This window comes from Flavobacterium amniphilum, assembly GCF_023634845.1.
GTDB lineage: Bacteria > Bacteroidota > Bacteroidia > Flavobacteriales > Flavobacteriaceae > Flavobacterium > Flavobacterium amniphilum.
On sequence record NZ_JAMLJL010000015.1, the window covers coordinates 1 to 16025 of the forward strand.

Below are 16025 nucleotides of genomic sequence, written 5' to 3' on the forward strand. Positions count from 1 at the left end.
CCCATCCCTAAATAAGGTGAAAAATACTGCCCATAAGGATCCACTGTCAGCCATCTTCCCAATCGTCCATCCCACAAGCGTAACTCGAAGGCTTCCATTCCGGTTTACCTCACAGGCTCTTATTTGCATAAGTGTTCGGTGAGTGCTCCGCAATTCCGGGTCTTTCTACCTCACTGTTTTATATTTTCAATAGGAGTTCGGTGAATGCTACGCATTTCCTGTCCCTGGAAAGCGTAACGGTAGTTAGAATCGGTGATTTACTGGTTGGGCAACGGCATCCCGAAAGAACGTAAAGTAAAAATACCTCTTTAAATAATAATCCCGGCTGGTGGCCGGGATTATTTTGTTTATTTTTCAAAAGCGTTATTCAATGTACTTGTTATGTTTCTTTGGGGTTCATCTCCGTTGCTGGGATTTATTTAGAAGCTATCATCAGGCAACTTATGCAGTATCATTTTGACACTCGTCGCCATGTACTTATTATGTCTCTTTGATGTTCGTCTCCCTCTTTAAAGAACTACTCCAACAGGTCAATTGGAGGTTTAGAAAGCCATTCATACCCATAAATATCATCCTCTAAAATTGCTTCTATCTTATCAAACGAGTATGCTCCATCATTTCCATTATTAAAGAACAAAAATTCATTTTCGCCGGTATCTATTTTAATATAATAGATCACCTTCTTATGAGTATCAAGTGTTTCACCTACTCCAAATTGAATATTCAAAATTTCATTGCCTAATAAACATGATAATTCATCCTTATCCTTTTCAATTTCTGTTGTTAAATAAGCCTCATATACAATCTCTTCTAAAGCAATCAACCTTGTATTTAAGCTGAATAATACTGTTTCTCCGTCATCACCTATGCCTAATTTAAATGAAAATTTTTCATTTAAGCACTCAACGTTAAAATAAAGCTCTAAAAGAATATTCTCTAAAGCAATTTTTATTATACTAATTATTTTAGCCCCATTTATTTTATTTATTTCAACCATAGTGATCTTGCATTATTAAAATGTTTATTTCCGCCGGCTCTCCTAAGAATTGTAATCATTGTCCCATCAGATTGTGTTACCACAATATGTGTTCCATTATAATAGAACACAGCATTTTCAAATCCTCCTGCTCCTGGTTTCATCCAAGTACCTTGGCGGATTTCTATTGGATTTCTATAAATACGTTCAGCTATTTTTCTCATCCAAACTAACTGCTCAGTCGTCAACGCATCTCCTTTCTTAGCCAAACCCCATTGCACTGCATGTTGTTTTAATTTATTATCATTTATTTTCAATCCAGGGCCAATAAACTCATTAGCAACCTCTTTTTCAGCTTGTGCAAGAGCTTTAGCAGCATTAGCTTCAGAAGAAAGAAGACCAAGTGAATAAGAAGTCACATTCATGACTTTATCATCCATTGACATTGTAGAACCATCCAAATTCCTAAATGCATCATCTCCAGTCCCTCCTTTGCCTTGAAAAAACTGAACAGCCATATAAATATTATTCCCTACAGAATTTATAAATTGATCGCCTATTGCATCGCTTTCTGATAGATACGTCCAATTAAACCCAAAACTATTATGCTGTGTCGGCATATGTATATCTGCCTTAGAACTATTCAAACACCTAACCCCTGAAAGATCAATATTAGGCAATGAATAGCTCATTGCAACATCTAACTGCGGCCCATACTCCCTAACAGGCTTATACCCAGCTGCAGCCGTAGTAAACAATGGCGGATCACCATCAGCTCCTCCATCCGGGTCAATTCTACTAATCGGGTTATTCCCCATCCCTAAATAAGGTGAAAAATACTGCCCATAAGGATCCACTGTCAGCCATCTTCCCAATCGTCCATCCCACAAGCGTAACTCGAAGGCTTCCATTCCGGTTTACCTCACAGGCTCTTATTTGCATAAGTGTTCGGTGAGTGCTCCGCAATTCCGGGTCTTTCTACCTCACTGTTTTATATTTTCAATAGGAGTTCGGTGAATGCTACGCATTTCCTGTCCCTGGAAAGCGTAACGGTAGTTAGAATCGGTGATTTACTGGTTGGGCAACGGCATCCCGAAAGAACGTAAAGTAAAAATACCTCTTTAAATAATAATCCCGGCTGGTGGCCGGGATTATTTTGTTTATTTTTCAAAAGCGTTATTCAATGTACTTGCTATGTCTCTTTGGTGTTCGTCTCCTACTGAAAGTTATTCTGATTTAACATTTCTAAAAAAACATTTAAAAGCATTTATTTGATCTTTATTTATTTTGTATTTAATATTTAATATTTCGATTTCTTTTTCTAATTCTGGTTTAATATTAAAATAATATTTTGTTTTGAAGCCATTCTTAGTAAAACCGATTATCAGAATTGATTTTCCACTATTCTTTTTAACTCTATATTTCTGAATAATCTGCATAAAATCCGATAAATATTCTTTATTTATAACTTTAGTTGACGAAAATATTTTAGATTCAAAATCGTTAATACTATCAAAAATTGGATTCTTATTATTAATAATTTCCATAATTCTGGTACTATCTGAAACTATCGATAAATTACAAATATTATATTCTCTTATGTTATTTTTATCAGGATTTTGGGGTAGATACAAACATTTATAATTACAACTATAAGTAAAAACCAATGTTAAAATAAAAATTATTCTCTTTATCATTTCTTCAATACATGTAAATTTATTAATCCAATATGTTCTTTAGAAGGTTTTATAAATCCAACTTTATAAAATTCAAATACATTATTAACAATATCATAACCATATCCAAATGTAAAAATACTTTTTCTTACACCTGACGCCTTATGAATTGCGGTTAATGAAAGTTGTCCATACCAGTGAATTTCCGAATTATTATGATTTGTTGTATTTGGAAAATCATAATAACCAATTGAATAGCCAGTTATTTCAATTTTAGGATAATCTGGAAAAAAATCTTCAGGCCCATCAATTTTATCTTTGAAATTTCTAGAATTTGATCCAGAAGAATTAGAAGAACTTACTGTTTGAAACCAACTATAATTCTTAAAATTATTACTTAGATCTACGAAACCTGCAAAAACTTCAACGCCCGTTAGACTACCATCCAGTTTCTTTTTAAAAGAAGAATCGAAAAGCCCTACAATTTTATCATCTAAATTAACATATGGAATCTCCGCATTTGATTTCAACTTATACCTATCAATGACCCTATTTATATTAAATAGATTATTAATATTAAATTCTTTAGAAAATTTACCTGATAATTCACCATCAATAAAAACTCTATCAAAATTATCATTCGTTAAAACTTCAGTAGTATTTCCTGTTTTGGAGTCATAAAAATAATCATTAGGCGGTTCATCCATCCCCCCATCAGGGTCAATCCTACTAATCGGGTTATTACCCATACCTAAATAAGGCGAGAAATACTGTCCATAAGGATCAATCGTCAGCCATCTTCCCAAACGTCCGTCCCACAAGCGTAACTCGAAGGCTTCCATTCCGGTCTCCGGGTCTTTCTCCTGGCCCTGAAAAGCATAACGGTAATTGGCATCCGTGATTTGCTGGTTGGGCAACGGCATTCCGAAATAACGTAAAGTAAAAATAGTATTTTAACAAATAATCCCGACTAATGACCGGGATTGTTTTGTTTATTTTTCAAAAGCATTATTCGATGTACTTGTTATGTCTCTTTGGTGTTCGTCTCCTTATTCAATGTACTTATTATGTCTCTTCGATGTTCGTCGTCCTTCTACAAATTAAATACTTTTAATTAGTTTATGCTTCCATTTAATTGAACTTAAAGAATAATTATTCTTTTTCTTAAAATCACTATAAGTTAAACTGTTTTTCTCTACATCTGCAATATTCAAGTGAATTTCATATTCATTTTCATCTTTATTCTTAATAAAAATTTCAGCATAAAAAGGTTCAACCCACTGATTATTAATCTTACTCTTTCCAAAAATTAAAAAACCTGATATAATAATTTTATCTTCATTTAAAGAGCATTGAGTAATTAAAGAATCATCTACCCACTCATCATTACCCCAAATTAAAAAATCAATCAAAATATTTTCTATTATATATGAAATTATCACTGGAATATCTTCCAAAAACTCATTATAAAATATTTCATAAGTATTATATTCAAGATTACAGTTTTCAAATTCACAAAGAAGCAATTCTATAAGTTCGTTAATTGATTTCATTTCTATTTACTAAGATATTTTTCCAATGATTTTATTAAGTCATGTTCAGCACCTTGCCTTTGCCCATGAGCTCTATCTCTACCAAGTTTTGTTGTAACCTTAATTCTTTTTTGAACACTTGCTTTTAATTGATTTAACAAAACTTCTAATTCTTCTTTCGAATACTTATGAAAGTCCTTTGGACTAATTAGTTCTCCATGAACTTTCCCTGTTCTATCAATTGAAGGCAAATCTCCTCCACTATGAGTACCCTTAGAAAAACTATCATACAACCCTGATATATCATCTACCACATGCCCTACTGCAACACCAGACACCGCACCACCATGAGCAACCATTCCAGCTCCAAACGGGACAGCTGCCAAAGAAATTCCTGCTGTTTCAGGAGCAAACACTATCGAACCTTTCATCAAACCATTACCAAGTGCTCCTTCAAATGCTCCAGCAAAAATACTAGCAACATCACCAAAAAGCTGACCAACCCTAAAAGTAGTCCTAGAGTTATTCCAATTCCACTCATCTGGACTCATTCTATTCGCCCCTAATGCCAAATTAGACCCAAAAGCACTAACCAAACCTACGCTGAAAGCTCCAAAATGTTCAAGAGCATTCTGTGCTTTTGGAACAACTACATTTATGACAACATCATCTAAAAAAGTCATTTTTTCAACTGGCCCATAAAGACCAGAATCTCCAGGGATCTGACCAGTAATTGACCAACCTGGAGGGCATCCGTTACAATCTCCTGCATCTCCATCCATTCCTCCATCCGGGTCAATCCTACTAATCGGGTTATTACCCATTCCTAAATAAGGCGAGAAATACTGCCCCATTGGGTCCACCGTCAGCCATCTTCCCAATCGGCCATCCCATAAACGTAACTCGAAGGCTTCCATACCGGTTTACCTCACAGGCTCTTATTTACATACGTGTTCGGTGAGTGCTCCGCAATTCCGGGTCTTTTTACCTCACTGTTTTATATTTTCAATAGGAGTTCAGTGAATACTTCGTATTTCCTGGCCCTGGAACGCATATCGCTAATTGGCATCCGTGATTTGCTGGTTGGGCAACGGCATCCCGAAAGAACGCAAAACAAAAATACTTTTTTAACAAATAATCCCGGCAAATGACCGGGATTATTTTATTTATTTTTCAAAAGCGTTATTCAATGCACTTGTTATGTCTCTTTGGTGTTCATCTCCCTCCTAATCATTCATAAAAATAGCAATACTACTTTTAATATAGCCTGACATTTCATTTAATCCTTTAATAAAGTTTGTTTCAATTATAAACTCCTTCTTTATCTCATTCCTCCATATAAAATTATCTCTGTATTGTTCTTTAAATCTTTCGACATCTTTATTTAAAACCAGCTTATCTTCGTCATTATTTAAATAAATTAAATCATCATAAAGTTCAATAAAAAGAGATATATCTTTCCATAATTCAAGAAATCTATCATCTAAGACTTTTAGACTATTTAATTCATTTTCGAAGTCTAACAATACTTTATCATTTTCATTATCCTCAACATTATTAACCCATTCAACTAATTCATCAAAAAAAACATTATCACATATAAATTTTTTTAATTCTAAGAAATTCAAAAAAAGAATTATTTTATTTTCATTATTTCTCAGAATATACTCATTATCAGAACTTAGATCAATCCCCCAAACAAATAAATATGCTCTATTATCTAAGATTATTTCAAATAAGTACTTACCGAATTTATCAGAAACTGAATCCATTATTATCTTTTTTTACCATTAAACTCCGCTCTTTTATTTTTAAACCATTTTTTTATTTGATTCCAAGGACTCCCAGGCCCTTTTCCTCCAGGAGGGTTGGGACCAGTAACTTCATCCGCCAAATCACCATCCCCACCTGAAGACCAATCAATATCAGACGGATTTGGTTTATCATATTGGCCATCAGGCCAAACATTCCGCCTTCCTCCTTTACTCATTCTATGAATTAATTCATCAACTGAAGCTTTATTCGCAAATACTGCTTCAATATCATACTGAGTAGGCTTATATTCTGGTTTGTATGTATTTACTCCTGCTATACAACTTAAATTTCCTGAAGCTCTAGCCTCGGAAAACGTAGGCCTATTATCTACATCAGGTATTTTAGACCCATAATACATCATTGTCCCAATAGTACCAACTCCTACAACAGGAATTAAAAAATCATTCCAAGCACCAATACCACTAACATCATCAGCTGCGAGAAACGCTTCAATTTGCATTCCTCTTGTCAAGGTCAAGTTCATCATCATTTGAGCATCCATTGCAACAGCACCTCCAATCGCAATTGAACTATATGAATACCTAGAACCCGCGACAGCTACATCAGGCAATGAATAACTCATGCCAACATCTAATTGCGGCCCATACTCCCGAACGGGCTGATAAGAAGTCTGCGCAGCCGTGGTAAACAAAGGCGGATCTCCATCCATTCCCCCATCCGGATCTACCCTACTAATCGGGTTATTCCCCATTCCCAGATAAGGAGAAAAATACTGCCCCATAGGATCCACCGTCAGCCATCTTCCCAATCGTCCATCCCAAAGCCGCAACTCGAAGGCTTCCATACCGGTCTCCGGGTCTTTCTCCTGGCCCTGAAAAGCATAACGGTAATTGGCATCAGTGATTTGCTGGTTAGGCAACGGCATCCCAAACGGATAATAGTCACTCTTACCGGTTAAAGATACTAAAGCGGTGCCAACTTTCCTAATGATAGCCCGCACATTCCCCAAGTGGTCTGTCATCTCATACAGGGTAAATCCTTTTTCCGGACTGGCATCACGCTTGAAGACTCCTATTCGCCCTGTGCCACCGTAAACCGTATTTTCAACCAATTGCGGCGTACTGCCACCGGAAGTGGTCAATACATTGTGTACCGCCATTACACTGCCCGATACATCGCGCACATAATAGGTCGCATTGATATTACCGCCGGTTAAATAGCTTTCTTTTTTCACACGCTGTCCGCGGTCATTGTAAACAAAAGCTACTTTTGACACTTGTGCAATCTGGGTACTCAGATTGTCTACAAAGATCCGTTGCTTGTATGAAGCACTGCCACTGTAGGTTTTTTGGGTCTGGATTTCCAAAGTAACATATTCCTCATTCGCCGGTGTATAGGCAAACGACACATGCTGGTCAAACAAGCGTGTGCAGTACTCGGCTGTGGCATTATTGATTACCGAAGAATTGATCAATGTCCCGTCCTGTTTTTTCAAGCGTACCGTGACCACCGGCTTAATATCCACACTGGACGTGGGATACGTTTCTTCCCCATCCGGCCCTACAGTAGGGTTACCGGTATAATACAAATTTTTATCCACTATGACATCCAGGTCAATTTTGGTATAGGTATTCGGCAGTACCCGCAGCTTTGTACTGGCGGTTTGCGTCCCTAACAACTGAAGACCGTTCCCGTGCGGGTAAACCGAGTCAAAACAAAACATGTCCTGCTCTCCCGTCCTGGTAAAGGGATAAGTCACCTGAGGTGTCCCCAACGTCCATTTTCCGGCTTCATCGGCAGTGGTTGCACTACTGTAGTTCTGGGAATACAAACTGACAAAATCACCTGTATTGCTTGACGAATGCGTCTTGATTTCAGTCACTAACCCGGATGCATTGTATTTATAACCTACTTTATCCTGAACGTTGTAAATCAATTGCCCTAAATCATTGTAGACATAATTGGACACTTTTTCAGTGTACGAACCGCTATATTGTAAATCTTTCTCCTGATTTTTCAAATCACTGTAACGCGTTGTCACCGCATTATCGGCAATATCTTTTACATACTTCAGCTGGTTCGGCTTGGCTGCATCATACACATACGTAAAGTTATCCATGCTGTTGGTTCCGTTACCGTCAGTGTAACCGGTACGTTTCATGGCCTTGATATTCCCGTTGGCGTCATACGTAAGATTACCTTCCTGATAATCATTATTGGCATTTGCCGTGAATACACCGGCAGTGGTAGCCAAACCAAAAGTAGCCTGGCTCAGCCAATTGTTTTTATTATACTGGTACGTATAGGCCTTATGGCTAGCTGAACCAACCTGTGTGTTCCAACGGGTCGATTTGATATTTCCGTTGTATTGATCCGTTCCTTGTGCCGTTGTGGTTGCCAAAGGTTTCGGCAGGTTGTTACGGGTATAATCTCCGTTATAATAATCCAGTGCAATACCGAACACATCGGCAGCAAAACCGTTCGCACCGTCATTCCCGGGATCATTCGTTGCAGAAAGAGACGGATGATTAATCGCTTTTAACTGACCGCTAAGGTTGTACACATAATCAATACCCTGCAAGCTTTCCGCTAACTCGGTACGTTTCAAAGCGCCGGATTCATTGTAAATATAATGGGCTTGCTTAGTAAAGTTAGTATCGTTTACCGAAGTCGAAACATCCGTTAACTGACCAATCGCATTATAATCATACTTATGCACAAAGGTTTCGCTTGCATTGTACTTCTGGTACAACACTTTCACCACATTTCCGTTGGCCGGGTCATATTGGTACTGGATACTTTTCAATCCGGTAATTCCCGGTATTTCCTGCAACACCCATTCTACCCTGCCAAATATGTCATAACTGTACCAGGTTTTTGTAGTATACGGATTTTGGGTATAGGAATACGAAACTGCTCCGGCAACGAAATTCTGCTTGAATACCGTTCCTGAAAGCCCGCTGGCATTGAGTTTGGCTGCCAAATCAGGATCAGGGAGGTCATATCCTATAAAATTCTGTTCTGTTCTTCCGGTTGAAGGCAAGCCATCCGTCAAATCAATAATACAGTCCACCAAAGGCGGTCCGTTATAACTCAAATCGTCCGGACAACCCTCATCGCTTACGCCGGGCGCACTGAAAACAATTTCGTTACCCGTATAAACACCACTTTCTACAGGACGTCCCAACTCATCATAATTCGTATAAGAGAAACTGCCCTTTTTTACCTGTTCGTCGTTTTGTGAAAAACGGATCTGTCCGTCATTGCGGTATTTCATCCGTCCCGTCCCTTCATCCGGACTGGTCGTTTTCAAAACCTGTCCCAGATAATCGTATTCGAAAGTACTGGACAGCTCATTTGAAGTCAGCACATTTAAAGGCTGGGTACTTTTCACCAAACGCCCCTGAAAGTCGTATTCGCTTTTAGACAAATCATAATAATTCACCTTGTAAGTAATCCGCACTGGCGAAGGAACACTTGTTGCTTTTAAATTGTTGTAATAGTATTTATTTACCTCTTCAATCCTGTAAAAACCGGGCTGAAACGTAATACTGCTATTGGAACTTGATATGGCACTCCCGGAAAGTGTCGAAGTGATATCGGTTTCGGTAATCAGGTCATACACCCGGATTTGGTGGCTGGTGGTCAGATTGGCAAAAACCACTGTGCCCCCACACCCTTGGGGAATATGGATATCCACATACGATTTGTCCAGTATGTCTGAATACACATTACGGGCACTTCCTTCTCCACTTCTGGCTGCTCCTAACATCTTTCCGTCAGTATCCACATACACAACGCTTTCTACACCATGTACGTCACGCGAAACGGTTTTAATGACCTTGCTGTTCTTCAGTGCGGCATAAAAAGGCTCCGAAGAAGTCACCGGTAATTCCATGGTCATACTAAAACTGTAGGTCTGAAGCCAATTCCCGTTAATTTTATTACCGCCCAAAACTGCTCTTGCAGTTCCCGGACTCAAATCACTGTAAATGGATCTGGTATAAGGATACGAAGTAACATCCTGATAAGCATCAAGGGTATTGGAATTGCTGTAATACCAACCCAAAGAATTTACATCGGAACTGATGACAGGCGGATTCCATAAAGTTCCGGCTGCATCATACTGTTGTATCCCAACCGGCGTACCGCCTGATAGGATAAAATTAGACTGATAGGTAAAGTCACCGCTTGCATTGACCGGAGCGGTTAAGGTCTGTAAAACAGGGCGGTTAAAATAATCGTAACGCACTTCACTGGCCCAAACCCGGTTGGTTAGCTTATCCCACGACAATTGCTGGGTTCCTTTTCCCAGTACATTAAAATAGGACACACCTTTAGATATCGTGTTCCCATTCAAATCATAACTGATGGAACTGGCCCAGTTTTTGGAAGTCCCCACATCGGGCACCGCTTCTACTGTTTGGGCAAACAGTGGTAAAGAACCAAAAAACAACAACAGATAACCTGTTAACTTGTTAAATGCGTTTATTGATTTATATAGTTTCATAAGATTCTTATCTTAAATGGTATTAATGGAAAAAGCAATTATCAATTTTAAAAGGTAAAGCCTGCTGTGTATTGCTGATTCCTTTATAATTCTGCTTATTCTGGTTAATCAGTTTAAAGCCTCCGTTGCCTGATTCATAGGTTTTACCGTCAGTATCAACATCTTCGGTATAAGTGGCAATCAATCTTCCGGCATTATCATACTTATAAATGGTCCCCATATTATTGGTTCCCAACACACAAATCAATTGATCTGTTTTTTGATCATAAACGTATGAATTCAACGAAGAGGTTAATGGTGACATTCTGAAATCATCAACATAAGCCGCTCCCATACCGCATGACCCTCCTGTCATTTTAACATGCACCGAATTGCTTGCCGTATTTTCAGGAATGTCAAAAACAAAATTCAATTGTGCCCAGCAGCCTGAATGTACAATTTCAGATGGCGCCATACCCGTACCGTTTACAACTAACATGGTTCCGTAATTATTGGTACCGGTCGTACGGCAGGTTTCGGTCATGAAGTTTTTCAACACCCAGTACGATACCTTGTACTTGCCCGGTCTGAAAGTATAAGCATAATTATTGTTAATGTTGGCATAGTAATTCTTAGGCCCGCTCGAACCGTTTACTTCAAACATTTTTTCACCAACCACACTTGATTTAACTGAATACTTCCCGGTGTGGGCCACATCAGTACTTCTCAAAGTGGCTCCTTTTACTTCACCTTCAAACATATTCCCTGATTCCACATATTCGGCACCGCTATAATACATTTCCGAATAACGGGCATTACCCGACACAATTACTTTATCTTGTTTGTCTGCCATTTTTGTAGAAGCAAAATTCCCGTTGATGTCTTTAGTCTCAATAGGAGATGAATAATGGTTATAGCGTGTAACTTCCGATACTTTCTTCCAGCTAGGTGACAAAGGCACATTATTGATCCAGTCAAACGGTGCTATGGCTTCGCTGAAACTGCTTACATATGTTCCGTCGCTGTTGCGTATTCCTTTCCATACATAACCTTTCTGTTTCCTCCAGACTTTCTCGTTATTGGCCGTAGGTGTGGCCTCAACTCCGAAATTATCACGGTAGGTCCAGTTTTTATTCCAGGTCGTTATACCTACACCAGTCGTTTTACCATCAATCGAAACGGTATTCATCACCTCTTGTGTCAGCATGTGTTTATTATTCGGGTTCACGGTTTTTGATCCCATTTCAGCATACTTTTTATAGGCCGGAACGCGGGTTACCTTTTGTTTCAGCCCTTTTGCATTGGTAGTTTCTACAGTCAGGAACATTCCTGTTTCCGGATCGGTATCACTGTAGGTTTCCGTACTGGTACCATGCATATTGGTATTGGTCGTACTCACTAACACACTACCATATTCCTTTTTACTTGAAACTGACAACAATCTGGTTTTCAATGTCAAATTGTTAGGTGATTCGGCCGGCGCAGTATAAACTGATTTCATCGATTGGAACGATTCCTTCACGGCTCCTCTGTTTATATTCGCGCTTTCCAGTTCGGTACCGCTCAGGTATTTCTTTTCAACTCTGGACATCAATTGCCCTTTAGTATTATACTCTTCAACTGATCGGAACTGACCAATCACTGAGGTATTGACTTCAACATTAATAGATTTTGCATTCAATTTCCTACTGGCATTAATCTCTCCATTATCGACAACCGTTGCCTTGAAAATCATTTTGTCATCATCATCTTTCATCACGATATTCGGATTAAAAATATCCATAACGGGTTTCAGGGTATAAAATCGGTAAAGAGTCGAACCGTCGCTCTTTCCATTCACATCCTGCGCTTCCATTGTCACATATTCATACATTACCCCGGGAGACGGAAGCTCACTTTGATACGGCACAAATTTCTGCCCTCTTACCGGACTGAAAGATGTGATTCCGGATGACTTATAATTTGCATCTGTTTTTTCTCTTCCATAACCCGGAACGTTATAATAGTATCGGGTTTTGTAACTGTTATTGGCCTCATCTTTCAGCGTAATTGATTTCACGCGCAATCCGCCTCCGGTTCTGTCTTTTGGTGTCTTGCTGGCAATCATCCGGTACTTTATACTCCAACGGTCGGGACATCCTGTACCACATCCTGGCAAATCAGGACATTCACCTCTCGGTCTTGGCTCCGAATGGTGGGAATTAGATGTTGTCGAAGTCTTACTAAAGAAGTTATTCAACACCAGGTTTTTATTATCACCGTACAACGTACCGCCTGATTCTACAGGTATGCCCGGAATAATTTCGGTATATTGAACAGGCAGTTTGTCACAAGTTAATTTTATGCCGGTATCCGACACTTCCGTAATGATACATTTGTTACCGCTATTGATATCTATGGTTCCCTTATCGGTATCTGTACCTTGACCATTCCAGTGGCGCTCATTCCGGCACAGCCACAAATCAAGGAAAACACGGTCACCTATAGCAAAATAATCCTTGTATTTAGTACCCAATCCTCCAATTGTACCACTCTCATCGGTAATTTCCACCTGGAGATTATCTCCTGAATTGGTCACTTTAAATTTCAAATTCTCACTCCAGAACTTTCTTGAAAACGCTTCAGAATGGAAGTCGTCTTCCTCATGCTCAAACTCAATGGTTCCTCCTGTAGGGGTTGTAATTTTATTCATGGTCCAGGCAGCCGCTAACACTTTGTCTTCCTGACCTGGTATATCCTTATGGAATCCCCATTCGTCTTTTGCCCTTAAATCGGTAATAGGTATTCCGTCGGTTTCAGTCTGTACCAAAGTACTGAGCCAATTCAAACCTTCCCGCTGCACAATGGCATTGGCCGGATATTTTATATAATCATTAGGATCTCCTTTATACTCACCTTTATATTCAAATTGGTAAGGCTGCATAAAATCATAGTTATTCCTGCCTAAAAAACGCACGGATTTTAAACATAACTTACCTGCATTCGGGTTTTTCGTGGCATGATAAACAGCCCCGGGACTTCCCATTGATTTCCCGGCTGTTGGTGCAGTATAATTATTCGTATGATCTTTAACGGCCAGATTATAGTTGTAATCAAGGTCGATTACCTTAACGGCGTTATTGTAATCAAAATTTTCAAAATCCTTAACATCATAAACCCCGCTCTCATTGTTGATCATAATATTCGGGTTACCGTATTCATTGTAAAATCCGCCAGCCGGCAGAAGACCGGGTTGCCCAAATACATCTTCAACATCTATATCCCCCCTGAATCCGGGTTGGTAGGATTTTACATAATCCGGAAGTCCATACGTATTCAGTTTCAGATTATCATTTGCATTTCCTTTTGAAACTACGCTCTCTTTATTATTCACCAGAATAATCTTTTCCAGCACCATTTGGAGTTGCTTCTTATAAGCAATACCGTTTTCATGTGGATAAACATTACCGGGATCTGGCCCGTTAGACTCTCCTCTGTCACAAAATACCTTTGTCGGAGAAAATTTATATTCCAGATCACATCCGGAAGAATCAAAACGCAGGTCTTTCACAAAATAAGCAGTCTGGGTTGCCGAAACTACCCTGTCCAGATAATACAATTGTTTTCTTCCGAATTGATAGGTACCGTAATCCCCTTTCTCAATCTTTTCTTTAAGATTGGAATCATAATCTTTCAGGTTTTTATCAGTAGGATTGCGCCATACATAACCGTCTGACCACTTTCCGTAGTCCATGCGCACCCAGTAACCGTAATCTTCCTGATCGGCTATATTATTGTTGTTCGTATCGATGAAGTCAGGTCCGGTAATAGCCGTCAGCAACCAATGGGTCGCATATGACGAATACTGCCTTTTCTCACTGACATTATTTTCATTGTTGTCTTTCAATACTTTTCGCTCGACCATCTCAAAATGATAAACCGGCTGTGAGAAGTGGTATACTTTACCGTCAGGTGCTGTTATTTTATAACCGCCAATACCATCGTCTTTATACTCAGGGGTATTACGCAACAAGGCATCAAGACTGGTACCGTTTGCAGTCGGACTTAAAGGAGACAGTAAACCTGCAGCCTGATTGTTCTTGATTTGCTTGTTGGTAAAAACCTCAACATAGTTCCCTTGCTTGATCCGGTCATTATTCAAAGCCGGACGTGTACTCAATATTTCCCCTAAACTGTTTCCCCCATTATTGGCTATGGTAAGTGAATTCACATTTCGGTTCTGGGTAAACTGACCGTTAAAGTAAAACTCAATATCATTGCTGGTATTTTTCCCGAATGTTTTGGTCGTAGTCAGGGAATTATGATTGTAAATCCGCATTTTCCCATCAAAAGACCCCGGATTCGGGCCATGATAACCCAAACCGTAAATAGTGGCATTATCCAACATTTTGGGAGCCATCGATCCCGAAATACCGGCTCCATTGACGTCATAAGAGTCATAACCGGCATAGGTAAAATTGATTTTTTCCCTGTCCATATCATAATCTCCTATAAATTCTTCTTCAGAAACCGGAAGCGCCTGATCATAGGTATCAATATAACGGTAGCGGTCCTGGTAATCAGAATAAACACCGTCTACTGTACTTGAATTCAGTTCAACTGCATCATTGCCTGAATCAGATGCATCAACATTACCATATAAAACACCAAAACCTTTTTTAGTGTAAGCTTTAGTTAAACTTGTAGTCACTTTTGTTTTTCCGAAACCAATTGAAAACCCGGGCAACTGGATAGGAATATAAAAACCACTGCTCTTCACTTCCCAGTCTCCAACAGAAAAACTTCCCGTCGATAAAGACATGGAACCGGATTGTCCTTTATCATTTCCACCTCCCAATGAGGCACTGTATTGAGTACCGTTTTCAGAAAAACTGGCCCCAACCCCAATAGTCATACCCCCAGTTCGCAAACCGGCTCCTACATTATAAGAAAGTCCCCCTCCATTAACATTTCCGGATATACCCATACTCCCTCCAAAACCGGTTTGACCATTTCCGGCTCCGGCATTCACGCCCAAAGAATAATTTCCGTCAGTATAAATTCTGGCAGATGCTCCCATTCCATTTCCCAAACCAACAGAAGCGAAAACCGAACCCGTCAGGGATTTATTGGAACCCCATGAGGCACCCACCCCTACTTCGGCTCCGTTTTTCAGTCCTATACCAACATCAATGTTATAAATAGTCTCAGCATCTTCATAACGGATAAAATCAAGTGAACTTCCGCCTCTCCAATCATCCGGTGTGGCATTCAACCCCCTGTTGATGGCTCCTGTATTAAGGTTCCATCCCAATCCGGTCCAGGTGGATTCCAAATCCAACGGAATACCGCCGTGATACGACATACTGATTGGCATTCCGCCAACATCCATCAAAGGCAATACATACGATAAATCACCGGTAGCTAAATTGACCATATCGGTCGCATTCGCCGACTCGAAGCCGCTGGCTTCCGGTGCATTGGGTCCGTTATTGGACGCATATAATAAGTTTACCGGAAATAAACTCGGGACAAAAACCAACAAAAAGAAGGTCGCGATTGCTCTTGAGAATCTTGTTCTTTGAATCATATTGGGG

The 16025-nt window shown here is 39.4% G+C and carries 9 protein-coding genes; all 9 read right to left on the reverse strand.

From position 1 onward, the window contains the following. Positions 1-517: 517 nt before the first annotated feature. The 9 genes from NAT51_RS15300 to NAT51_RS15340 all read right to left on the reverse strand — a co-directional run bounded on the left by NAT51_RS15300 (position 518) and on the right by NAT51_RS15340 (position 16018). Positions 518-997, reverse strand: coding sequence for a hypothetical protein (locus NAT51_RS15300; protein WP_250600176.1), 480 nt, complete (start codon positions 995-997; stop codon positions 518-520). Then, on the reverse strand, positions 985-1887 hold the full coding sequence (locus tag NAT51_RS15305) for an RHS repeat-associated core domain-containing protein (RefSeq protein ID WP_250600178.1): 903 nt from the start codon (positions 1885-1887) through the stop codon (positions 985-987). Before NAT51_RS15305 ends, NAT51_RS15300 begins: the two co-directional genes overlap by 13 nt. A 315-nt stretch (positions 1888-2202) precedes the next feature. Next, positions 2203-2523: a hypothetical protein gene (locus tag NAT51_RS15310; RefSeq protein ID WP_250600180.1), complete on the reverse strand. Its 321-nt coding sequence runs from the start codon at positions 2521-2523 to the stop codon at positions 2203-2205. A 146-nt stretch (positions 2524-2669) separates the two neighbouring features. Next, positions 2670-3575 carry an RHS repeat-associated core domain-containing protein gene (locus NAT51_RS15315; RefSeq protein WP_250600182.1) on the reverse strand — a complete coding sequence of 302 codons (906 nt, stop codon included), beginning with the start codon at positions 3573-3575 and terminating at the stop codon, positions 2670-2672. 177 nt (positions 3576-3752) lie between these two features. Beyond that, entirely contained in the window at positions 3753-4205 is a 453-nt protein-coding gene (locus tag NAT51_RS15320; RefSeq protein WP_250600184.1) for a hypothetical protein, read from the reverse strand. Positions 4206-4207: 2 nt separating this feature from the next. Then, on the reverse strand, positions 4208-5101 hold the full coding sequence (locus NAT51_RS15325; protein ID WP_250600186.1) for an RHS repeat-associated core domain-containing protein: 894 nt from the start codon (positions 5099-5101) through the stop codon (positions 4208-4210). Between the two features lie 309 nt (positions 5102-5410). Then, the gene (locus tag NAT51_RS15330) at positions 5411-5956 is read right to left on the reverse strand and encodes a hypothetical protein (protein ID WP_250600188.1); all 546 of its coding nucleotides are present in this window, start codon (positions 5954-5956) and stop codon (positions 5411-5413) included. A 2-nt stretch (positions 5957-5958) separates the two neighbouring features. Next, positions 5959-10470 carry an RHS repeat-associated core domain-containing protein gene (locus NAT51_RS15335; protein WP_250600190.1) on the reverse strand — a complete coding sequence of 1504 codons (4512 nt, stop codon included), beginning with the start codon at positions 10468-10470 and terminating at the stop codon, positions 5959-5961. A gap of 22 nt (positions 10471-10492) precedes the next feature. Continuing rightward, on the reverse strand, positions 10493-16018 hold the full coding sequence (locus tag NAT51_RS15340; protein ID WP_250600192.1) for a porin family protein: 5526 nt from the start codon (positions 16016-16018) through the stop codon (positions 10493-10495). Positions 16019-16025 lie beyond the last annotated feature (7 nt).

Bases quoted from the DNA above. Each gene is read 5' to 3' on its own strand.
- NAT51_RS15300 (WP_250600176.1), bottom strand. From the start codon at position 997: ATGGTTGAAATAAATAAAATAAATGGGGCTAAAATAATTAGTATAATA.
- NAT51_RS15305 (WP_250600178.1), bottom strand. From the start codon at position 1,887: ATGGAAGCCTTCGAGTTACGCTTGTGGGATGGACGATTGGGAAGATGG.
- NAT51_RS15310 (WP_250600180.1), bottom strand. From the start codon at position 2,523: ATGGAAATTATTAATAATAAGAATCCAATTTTTGATAGTATTAACGAT.
- NAT51_RS15315 (WP_250600182.1), bottom strand. From the start codon at position 3,575: ATGCCGTTGCCCAACCAGCAAATCACGGATGCCAATTACCGTTATGCT.
- NAT51_RS15320 (WP_250600184.1), bottom strand. From the start codon at position 4,205: ATGAAATCAATTAACGAACTTATAGAATTGCTTCTTTGTGAATTTGAA.
- NAT51_RS15325 (WP_250600186.1), bottom strand. From the start codon at position 5,101: ATGGAAGCCTTCGAGTTACGTTTATGGGATGGCCGATTGGGAAGATGG.
- NAT51_RS15330 (WP_250600188.1), bottom strand. From the start codon at position 5,956: ATGGATTCAGTTTCTGATAAATTCGGTAAGTACTTATTTGAAATAATC.
- NAT51_RS15335 (WP_250600190.1), bottom strand. From the start codon at position 10,470: ATGAAACTATATAAATCAATAAACGCATTTAACAAGTTAACAGGTTAT.
- NAT51_RS15340 (WP_250600192.1), bottom strand. From the start codon at position 16,018: ATGATTCAAAGAACAAGATTCTCAAGAGCAATCGCGACCTTCTTTTTG.